General features: G+C 71.5%; 7 protein-coding genes and 1 pseudogene. 7 read left to right on the forward strand and 1 reads right to left on the reverse strand.

The window, feature by feature from the left end; genetic code table 11:
* Window positions 1-265: 265 nt before the first annotated feature.
* Window positions 266-889, forward strand: coding sequence for a hypothetical protein (locus ACWGDE_RS15610; protein ID WP_453389522.1), 624 nt, complete (start codon window positions 266-268; stop codon window positions 887-889).
* Window positions 890-983: 94 nt separating this feature from the next.
* Here the strand turns inward: ACWGDE_RS15610 and ACWGDE_RS15615 are convergent, their stop codons facing one another.
* On the reverse strand, window positions 984-1,652 hold the full coding sequence (locus tag ACWGDE_RS15615) for a CBS domain-containing protein (RefSeq protein ID WP_453389545.1): 669 nt from the start codon (window positions 1,650-1,652) through the stop codon (window positions 984-986).
* Between the two features lie 454 nt (window positions 1,653-2,106).
* Here ACWGDE_RS15615 and ACWGDE_RS15620 point away from each other — a divergent pair, with 454 nt between their 5' ends.
* The 6 genes and pseudogenes from ACWGDE_RS15620 to ACWGDE_RS15645 all read left to right on the forward strand — a co-directional run.
* The gene (locus ACWGDE_RS15620) at window positions 2,107-3,183 is read left to right on the forward strand and encodes an alcohol dehydrogenase catalytic domain-containing protein (RefSeq protein WP_453389523.1); all 1,077 of its coding nucleotides are present in this window, start codon (window positions 2,107-2,109) and stop codon (window positions 3,181-3,183) included.
* 5 nt (window positions 3,184-3,188) lie between these two features.
* Window positions 3,189-3,878, forward strand: coding sequence for a helix-turn-helix domain-containing protein (locus ACWGDE_RS15625; protein ID WP_453389524.1), 690 nt, complete (start codon window positions 3,189-3,191; stop codon window positions 3,876-3,878).
* Window positions 3,875-4,636 carry an HAD family hydrolase gene (locus tag ACWGDE_RS15630; RefSeq protein ID WP_453389525.1) on the forward strand — a complete coding sequence of 254 codons (762 nt, stop codon included), beginning with the start codon at window positions 3,875-3,877 and terminating at the stop codon, window positions 4,634-4,636. The genes ACWGDE_RS15625 and ACWGDE_RS15630 overlap by 4 nt, the downstream gene beginning before the upstream one ends.
* The gene (locus ACWGDE_RS15635; RefSeq protein ID WP_453389526.1) at window positions 4,633-7,032 is read left to right on the forward strand and encodes a glycoside hydrolase family 65 protein; all 2,400 of its coding nucleotides are present in this window, start codon (window positions 4,633-4,635) and stop codon (window positions 7,030-7,032) included. Before ACWGDE_RS15630 ends, ACWGDE_RS15635 begins: the two co-directional genes overlap by 4 nt.
* 102 nt (window positions 7,033-7,134) lie before the next feature.
* Window positions 7,135-7,632: a flavodoxin domain-containing protein gene (locus ACWGDE_RS15640; RefSeq protein ID WP_453389527.1), complete on the forward strand. Its 498-nt coding sequence runs from the start codon at window positions 7,135-7,137 to the stop codon at window positions 7,630-7,632.
* A gap of 38 nt (window positions 7,633-7,670) precedes the next feature.
* Window positions 7,671-7,964 (forward strand): annotated as a pseudogene (locus tag ACWGDE_RS15645) (hypothetical protein); the annotation flags it as partial.

Raw genomic sequence — 7,964 nt, forward strand, 5'->3', positions numbered from 1 at the left:
CTCGGGCCGGGTGACGACGCTGCCACCGGCGACGGCCTCGCCATCGACGGCTACGTCTCCGGGGGAGGCCGGGACCGGATCGAGGACCCCGCTCCGTTCGGCCGCGGCCGATGAGCCCGTGTCGCGAGGCTGCGTCGAACTGACTTGCTCCCAGGGACGTTTGGCCATCAGGTGCGGGCCGTTCGCCCCCGTGGCCCCCGCCCGCCGCGCAGGCACATTGGCGGTGGGCAGGCGCACGGCCTGCCGTGAGGAAAGGCTTCCAGCCATGGCTCACCACCAGCACCGTCAGCCGGGTATGCGTTTCGCGGGATGGCGGAACACCACCTCGGCCGCAGTTCCGTCCGACAGTGCGGCCGAGGTTCTCGCCGCACCCGTGACCGTCGCGCGCGTCGCGGCAACGACCCGTCTGCTGACCTCGTTCACGTTCCTGTGGGCCTTCGGTGACAAGGCGTTCGGCTGGGGATACGCGACCCCGGCCGGTAAGGGGTGGATCGACGGAGGGTCTCCCACCAAGGGCTTCCTGAGCCATGTCTCCGCCGGTCCGCTGGAGGAGACCTTCCACTCCTGGGCGGGAGCCGCCTGGGCCGACTGGGCCTTCATGCTGGGGCTTCTCGGCATCGGCATCGCCTTGGCGAGCGGCGTCGCCCTGCGGGTCGCGGCCGGTGCGGGCACCGCGATGATGGCGCTCATGTGGGCCGCGGAGTGGCCTCCGGCCCGGCACCTCTCGGACGGCGGCCTCAGCATGTCGACGAACCCGCTGATGGACTATCACGTCCTGTACGCGGCCGTCCTGGTCATGCTGGCGGTGGTCGGCGCCGGGCGCACCTGGGGACTGGGTTCCTTCTGGCAGAGCCTGCCCCTGGTCCGGCGCAACCGCTGGCTCCTGTAACGGAGCCGAGGATCCGGGGCCGCCGAGACCAGGCGGCCCAGGACCGCTGTCGTGGGCCGGCGGAGCCCTCCTGGTCGCGGCAGGAGCCGGCCCCTCAGGCCTCGTGAACCGGGGCGTACGGAAGTGCTTCCAGGTGGTTGCGCACGCTGACGACCCCCTCGACGGCCTGAGCGAGGCGCGCGGCCAGCGGGATGCGGTGCGCGTCGCGTACCCGGCCGGTGAGGGTGACGATTCCGTGCGTGACATCGACCTTGACGGTTCTCCGCGACACGGGGAAAAGTTGCTCGACGACCTCGTGGTCGATCTCCGCGGCGAGTTCGTCGTCGGAGCGCAGGAAGACCTTGAGGAGGTCGGCGCGGCTGACGATGCCCATGATGGTGCCGTCGGCGTCGACGACCGGGAGGCGCTTGATGTGCCGTTCGGCCATGAGGCGGGCGGCCTGGGGGAGCGTGGCGTCGGGGCGGACGGTCACGGCGGGGCTGGTCATGAGTTCCTCCGCGATGACCGAGCCGGCCTTTCCGCTGTCGCCGAGGCGTCGCATCTGCTCGATGACGCCGGGGCGGTGTTCGTGGAACTCCTCCTTGGGCAGCAGGTCGGCTTCGGAGACCACGCCGACGACGATGCCTTCGCCTTCGATGACGGCGACGGCGCTGACCTTCCACCGCTCCATGGCGGCGACGATCTCCTTGAATTCGGTGGCGGGGGTGACCGTGACGACGGGCTTCGTCATGACGTCGTGGACGGTGTACGGGGTGGAGGTCATGGCGCGTTCCTCAGCGGGTGTGGGCGAGCGGACGGACCCTGCCGCAGGGGCGAACGGGTCGAGGATGCGGGCGCGGGTGGAATGACGGCTCATGTCCGCCTCCGGTGCTTCGCTCTCAGGCTCGCGCCGGGCCCGCGGGGTCCGGGAGGGCCGTTCGGGGCACATCACGGGCCCGTCCGTTCACCGGTTTCGGCGGACCAGGACGGCCTCGCCGGATTGGGGCACGACGGCCGTCCAGCCCAGCCCGTGGTCGATCCGGTCGGTGTCCGCGGGCGCGGGTGACCTCGGCGGCGAATCCGCCGATGACCACGGCGTCGCCACCGTCCCACCCACCACGACGCGGTGGAGGGACCCCACTGGTCCCCGAGGAGGGGCCGACCGGCCCAAGCGCGACGGAGCCCCGTGGGCACAGCCTGGTGGTGACCCCTTCCCGCGCAGCAGAGAGGCCGCAGTCATGAAGGCACTCGTCTTCCAAGGCCCCGGGCAGACCTCCTGGCAGGACGTTCCGGATCCCGCGATCAAGGACGCCGCCGACGCGATCATCCGGGTGGACGCCGTCACCATCTGTGGAACCGACCTGCACATCATCAAGGGCGACGTGCCCGAAGTGACGCCCGGCCGGATCCTCGGCCACGAGGCCGTCGGAACCGTCGTCGAAATCGGCGGTGACGTACGCAGCGTCCGCCCCGGCGACCGCGTGCTCATCTCCTGCATCTCCGCCTGCGGCCGCTGTCGCTTCTGCCGCGAGGGCCGCTACGGCCAGTGTCGCGGAGGAGGCGGCTGGGTCCTGGGCCACACCATCGACGGCACCCAGGCCGAATACGTACGCGTCCCCTTCGCCGACCTCTCCGTCCACCCCCTGCCCAGCGCCCTGGCCGGCCACGACGCCGTACTGCTCGCCGACATCTTCCCGACCTCCTACGAGGTCGGCGTACTCAACGGCAACGTGCGCCCCGGCGACACCGTCGTCGTGGTCGGCGCCGGACCCGTCGGACTGGCCGCCATCGCCACCGCGCAGCTCTACAGCCCCGGGCGGATCATCGCCGTCGACCTCGCCGCCTCCCGGCTCGCCGCCGCGCGCGACCTCGGCGCCGATGCCACCGCGAGCGCGGACGAAGAGCCCGAGCGGCTGGTCGAGGACCTCACCGACGGTCTCGGCGCAGACGTGGTCATCGAGGCCGTCGGCGTGCCCGAGGCGTTCGAGATGTGCACCCGCATGGTCCGCCCCGGCGGACACGTCGCCAACATCGGCGTCCACGGGAAGCCCGCCACGCTGCACCTGGAAGACCTCTGGATCAAGGACGTCACCATCACCACCGGTCTGGTCGACACCCACTCCACGCCCATGCTGCTGCGCATGATGGCCGCAGGGCGGCTGCCCGGGGCCGCGATGGTCACCCACCGCTTCGAGCTCGACCAGATGGAAGAGGCGTACGACGTCTTCTCCCGCGCCGGTGAGACCGGAGCCCTCAAGGTCGTGCTCGGCGGACCCCGGCACGACACGGTCGCCGTACCGCCCCGGGAGCAGTGAACATCGTGAAGAGCACACCGAGCACCCGCCTCCAGCAGCCCGGCGAGAAGACGGCCGGACGTACCGACCTCGGCCGCCGCATGGTGGCCCGCCGCACAGCCCTCGGCCTCAGCCGTGAAGAACTGGGCCGGAAATGCGGAGTCGACGGCAACTTCATCGCCTACCTCGAGGAGCACACGGCCTCGCCCGCCATCGGCACCCTCGCGCACATCGCCCATGCTCTCGGCATCACGGTCGACGACCTGACCGGCGCCAACGCCGACCGAGTCCGAGGTCGTTCCACCGCCCGCCGGGACACCACGGTCGTGTCGCTGGAGGAGGACGACTGCCGAACGCTGCTCGGCACGCACGGAGTGGGACGCATCGCCGTCTTCACCTCCGAAGGGCCGGCCGTCCTCCCGGTCAACTACCTGATCGCAGGACCGGACATCGCGTTCCGTACCGCCGTGGAAGCCCTCGTGGCGAAGGCGGCCGGCACGGAGGCGGCCTTCGAGATCGACAACATCGACGACGTCACCGCCGGCGGATGGAGCGTGCTGGCCGTGGGCGAACTCGAAGCGGTGACGGACCCCGAAGGGATACGGCACCTGACGGCTACGGCCCGGTCCCTGCCCTGGGCCGGCGGTCCGCGCACCCACTGGATGAAGCTCACCCCCGTCCGGCTCACCGGCCGACGCCTGGCGCACGGGTCATGAGCGCAGTGGACGCGGTCGTCTTCGACACGGACGGCGTACTCCTCGCCACGGCGGACCGCCACGCGGCCGCCTGGAAGACGACCTTCGACGGCTGCCTCGCCGCATGGCAGCCGTCCTCCACCGACGGACCACCACGACCGTTCGATGCCGTACGCGACTACCGAGATCTGGTCGACGGCAGGTCCCGCCTCGACGGCGTGCGCGCGTTCCTCGCCGCACGGGACATCGACCTGCCTGCCGGGACGCCACAGGATCCGCCGGGGTGCGCCACCGTCCACGCGGTCGCAGCCCGAAAGGATCGGCTCTTCTCCGAGGCGCTCCGGACCCATGGCGTAGACGTCTTCGAGGATGTCCGGCCCACGCTCGAGCGACTTCGGGGGATGGGCGTCAGGTGCGCGGCCGTTTCCGCCTCACGGCATGCCCGCCTCCTCCTGGGGGCCACAGGTCTCGACGTCCACTTCGACGCCCTCGTGGACGGTCGGGACGCCGCCGCACTGGCCCTTCCGGGAAAACCCGACCCCGCGCTCTTCCTCGAAGCCGCCGACCGCCTCGGCGCGGCTCCGGAGCGGACCGCCGTCGTGGAAGACGCCCTCGCCGGCGTGGAAGCCGGGCGTCGGGGACGGTTCCACCTGGTCGTGGGCCTCGACCGGGACGGCGACGCACACGCGAACGAGGAACTGCTCGCGCACGGCGCCCATCTCGTGCTCTCCGGTCTCTCCGGCCTGCCGGCGGCCCTTGAAGACGGCCGACTCCGATGAACGCCCCCTGGCGCTGGGAATACCACCGCTACGACCCCAAGACCGAGCGGCTGGTGGAGTCCCTGTGCACCCTCGGCAACGGCCGCTTCGCCACACGGGGTTCAGCCCCCGAGAGCGTCGCCGACGAAGTCCACTACCCGGCCACGTACCTCGCCGGCTGCTACGACCGGCTCACCTCGACCGTCGCCGGGCGAGAGATCGCGAACGAGGACATGGTCCGTCTGCCGGACTGGACCGCGCTGCGCTACCGCTGCCGGCCCGACGGCGCACCTCCCGGGGACTGGCTCACCCCGGACCACCCCACCCTGCGCCACTGCCGGGTCTCACTGGATCCGCAAGCGGGAACCCTCACCCGCCGCATGCTCTTCCGGGACGCCGAAGGCCGCCGCCTGGGTGTCACTCACACGCGCCTCGTCCACCTCGGTGACCCGCATCTGGCCTCGCAGCGCTCCGTCTTCACCGCCTACGGCTGGCACGGCGGGATCGAGATCCAGTCCGTGCTCGACGGAGACATCGTCAACGCGGGCGTGGACCGCTACCGTGCGCTCGCCGGCCGGCACCTCGTGGAGCACCGGGCCGGCGTGGAGGCGGAGGGCACGGCCTGGCTGGCCTGCACCACAGCCGCCTCGCGCCTGCGGATCGGGCTCGCCGTTCGCACCCGGGCACGGCCTCTGGCGCCCGTCGGGAGGGCCTGCACGCCCACCACGGCCCGGCAGACGTTCGTCCTGCCGATCAAGCGCGCGGAGCCGGCCGTGATCGTGAAGACCGCGGCCCTGTTCAGCTCGCTCGACCGCCCCTGGGACGATCCCGTGAGAAGCAGCGTCGAGCACGCCGGACAGGCTCCGGACTTCTCCACCCTGCTCGCGTCCCATACCGCGGCGTGGCAACGGCTGTGGAACGAGGGCGAGGTGAAGGCACCGGGCGAGACCGGACGGGTCCTGCGTCTCCACGCCTTCCACCTCCTGCAGACCCTCTCGCCGCACACGGCGGAACTCGACGCGGGCGTGCCGGCGCGGGGCCTCCACGGTGAGGCGTACCGGGGCCACGTCTTCTGGGACGAGCTCTTCGTCCTGCCCTACCTCGCCCTCCACTTCCCCGAGACGGCGCGGGCCCTGCTGATGTACCGGCACCGGCGGCTGCCCGCGGCACGGCAAGCCGCCCGGCGGGCCGGGGCGAGGGGTGCGATGTTCCCCTGGCAGAGCGGCAGTTCGGGAGCCGAGGAGACGCAGCGGCTGCACCTCAACCCGCGCTCGGGCCGCTGGCTGGCCGACCATTCCCACCTCCAGCACCACGTGGGCTCGGCCATCGCCTGGAACGTGTGGCGGTACGGCCAGGCCACCGGCGACACCGGATTCATGCACGGTCCCGGCGCCGAACTCCTCCTGCACATCGCCCGCTTCTGGGCCGGCGCCGCGACCTGGGACACCGGCCTCGGCCGGTACCGCATCCGGGGCGTCGTCGGCCCCGACGAGTACCACGACGCCTATCCGGAGGCCGCCGCACCCGGCATCGACGACAACGCGTACACCAACGTCACGGCAGCATGGGTGCTCGCCCGCGCGCTCGAGCTGTACGGAACGCTGCCCGCGGCCAGACGCGCCGAGCTCCGTACCCAACTGGACATCGGAGCCGACGAACTCCACGACTGGGAAGACGTCTCGCACCGCCTGTACGTGCCGTTCCACCGCGACGTGATCAGCCAGTTCCACGGCTACGGCGACCTCGCGGAGCTGGACTGGGACGCCTACCGGGCCCGCTACCACGACATCCGCCGCCTCGATCGGATCCTGGAGGCAGAAGGGGACACACCCAACCGCTACCAGGCGTCCAAGCAGGCCGACACCCTCATGCTCGGCTACCTCTTCCGCCCCGCGGAACTCTCCGGCCTCTTCTCCCGCCTCGGCCACCGCCTGGACGACGAGCTCTGGCGGCGGACGATGACGTACTACCTGCGGCGCACCTGCCACGGCTCGACGCTCAGCAGCCTCGTCCACGGATGGGTCCTCGCCCGGCAGCAGGGCGAGGGCGCGTGGCGGTACTGCCAGGAGGCGCTGATCGGCGACATCACCGACGTCCAGGGCGGTACCACGGGGGAGGGAATCCACCTCGGGGCCATGGGCGGCACGCTCGATCTCGTCGAGCGCGGCGTAGTCGGCCTCGATCCCGGCACCGACGGCCTGCACGTCGACCCGGTACCGCTCTCGGAGGTGCCGGCCTCCTCCTTCTCGGTCTGCTACCTCGGACACCGCGACATCCGCATCAGCTTCCGGCCCGGCCGGATCGGGATCAGGGTTCCGCCGTCGCCCCTGGGCCCCGTACCCCTCGTGCTGCCCGGAGACCGGCGGGAGAGCGTTCCCGCAGGCCAGGAGAGGTGGTTTCGCTTGCCGAAGCAGTAGGGGACCGAACGGCCCTCGGCGGGGTCGTCCGGCCCCTGTGGCCGTGCCGCCGCCTGCGTGACAGTGACTGCAGACCCTCATCGAGCAGCCAAGGAGCCCGTCATGAGCACCAAGCGCGTTCTGGTCGCCTACGGCACCAAACACGGTGCCACCGCCGGCATCGCCGAGCAGATCGGCAAGACCCTCCGTGAGGACGGTCTGGACGCCGTCGTCCTGCCCGCCGACGAAGTCCAGGACGTCCGCGCCTACGACGCCGTCGTCCTCGGAGGTGCTCTCTACGCGGGGCACTGGAGCAGCGAGTCCAAGCTCTGCGCGGAACGCAACGCGGACTCACTCAGGCACCGGCCGGTGTGGCTGTTCAGCAGCGGCCCACTCGACCGCTCGGCCGAGGAGCACGCCATCGCGCCGGTCGCCGCCGTAGCCCGGCAGATGCAACTGATCGGGGCGCGCGAGCACATGACCTTCGGCGGCAGCATCACGGCCCGGACCCCGGGGTTCCTCGCCAGGGCGCTGGTCCGCCAGGGCAAGGGCGGCGACTTCCGCAACCCCGAGCGGATTCGGAGCTGGGCCCACCACATCAGTGCCGAACTCGCCGCCTGAGCGGGCGGTCCGGCCCGCAGGCAGGACGGAGGAGCGTCATGCACCAGCGCACACAGGGTTCGGGGGGCAATCCGCTGAGGCGCGATGCCGACCGCACCCGAGCCCGTCTGCACGCCGTCTTCATGCTGGCCTGCCTGCTGGCCGTGATCTGCGGTGTCGCAGTCGGCCGGAGCGCCTGGACGAATGCAGGCCGTGCCTCCGCAGACATCGCGCGCCACCGTCACTCCGTCACGGCCGTGACGGTCGGCAAGACGATGTACAGGAGTTCCGTTCGGCAGGTGCTCCCGCCGGTGGAGATGGAGGGCGATGAGGGTGACCGTCTTGCCGAGGCC

Source organism: Streptomyces sp. NPDC054956 (genome assembly GCF_053609185.1).